We start from the raw sequence: 1,630 nt of genomic DNA, 5'->3' as shown, positions 1-1,630 counted from the left end.
ACTCAACCCCAAGGAACACCCGTGAACAAACTCATCTTCGTCAACCTGCCCGTCAAGGACTTGCCGCGCTCGCGCACCTTCTTCGAGGGCATGGGCTACTACTTCAACCCGCAGTTCAGCAACGACCAGGGCGCCTGCCTGGTGATCAGCGACACCATCCACGCGATGCTGCTCACCGAGCCCTTCTTCCAGACCTTCACCAAGAAGCAGATCACCGATGCGAAGAAGAGCGTCGAGGTGTTGATCTGCCTGTCGTGCGAGAGCAAGGCCGAGGTCGACCAGCTCGTGGCCAAGGCGGTGGCCGGCGGCGGCAGCACACCCAGCCCCGTGCAGGACCACGGCTTCATGTACAGCCACGCCTTCGAAGACCTCGACGGCCACGTGTGGGAGCTGATGTACATGGACCCGAACGCAGCGCCACCCAACTGATGACCATCCAGGCAACGCAGCAGGCGATCGACGCGGTCTGGCGCATCGAGGCCGCCAAGATCATCGCCGGCGTGGCGCGCCTGGTGCGCGACGTCGGCCTGGCCGAAGAGCTGGCGCAAGACGCGCTGGTGGCAGCGCTCGAGCACTGGCCCGAGTCGGGCGTGCCCCACAACCCGGGCGCGTGGTTGATGACGACGGCCAAAAACCGCGCACTCGACCACCTGCGCCGAGACAAGCTGCTTGCCGCCAAGCACGAGGAGATCGGCCATGAGCTCGAAGCACAAGAGGCCTTGATCGTGCCCGACTTCGTCGACGCCCTCGACGCGGCCCGCGCCGACCAGATCGGCGACGACCTGCTGCGCCTGATCTTCACCGCCTGCCACCCGGTGCTCTCGACCGAGGCGCGTGTGGCACTCACGCTCAAGCTGTTGGGCGGCTTGAGCACGGCCGAGATCGCACGGGCTTTCCTGGTGCCCGAGCCGACCATCGCGCAGCGCATCGTGCGCGCCAAACGCACGCTCAGCGCAGCCCAGGTGCCGTTCGAGCTGCCGCGCGGCGACGCCATCGCACCGCGCCTGGCCTCGGTGCTCGAAGTGATCTACCTCATCTTCAACGAGGGTTACACCGCCACCGCCGGCGACGACTGGATGCGCCCCGCCCTTTGCGACGAAGCCGTGCGCCTGGGCCGCGTGCTCGCTGGTCTGGCGCCCGATGAGCCCGAGGTGCATGGGCTGGTGGCCTTGATGGAGATCCAGGCCTCGCGCACCGCGGCGCGGGTCGATGCACAAGGCCGGCCGGTGCTGCTGCTCGAGCAGGACCGTGGGCGCTGGGATCAACTGCTGATCCGCCGTGGCCTGGTCGGCCTGGAGCGTGCGCAAGCCTTGGGCGGCGCGCTCGGCCTGTATGCGCTGCAGGCCGCCATCGCGGCTTGCCATGCCCGCGCGCACAACGCTGCCGACACCAACTGGGCGCAGATCGTGGCGCTCTACGACGCGCTGGCGCAGACCGCGCCTTCTCCGGTGATCGAGCTCAACCGCGCGGTGGCGGTGGGCATGGCCTTCGGCCCGGCCGAGGGGCTGGCGATCGTCGATGCCATGCGCGACGAACCCTCGTTGAAAAACTACCAGTGGCTGCCCAGCGTGCGCGGCGACCTGCTGGCCAAGCTGGGGCGACACGACGAAGCGCGCAGCGAGTTCGAGCG

2 protein-coding genes are annotated in these 1,630 nt (G+C 68.0%); both read left to right on the top strand.

The genetic code is table 11. The annotated features are described in order from the left end of the window. Positions 1 to 21 precede the first annotated feature (21 nt). Complete coding sequence (locus RMO40_RS18250) at positions 22 to 429, top strand: VOC family protein (RefSeq protein WP_309724439.1); 408 nt, start codon at positions 22 to 24, stop codon at positions 427 to 429. Next, positions 429 to 1,630 (top strand): sigma-70 family RNA polymerase sigma factor (locus RMO40_RS18245; protein ID WP_309724438.1); only part of this gene is annotated, 1,202 nt, incomplete at its 3' end. The genes RMO40_RS18250 and RMO40_RS18245, both read left to right, overlap by 1 nt.

It is taken from the genome of Rhizobacter sp., assembly GCF_031412075.1.
Taxonomy (GTDB): Bacteria; Pseudomonadota; Gammaproteobacteria; order Burkholderiales; family Burkholderiaceae_C; genus Rhizobacter.
The sequence above is the reverse complement of the archived record's forward strand: the minus strand, read 5'-3'. Positions and strand labels throughout refer to the sequence as shown.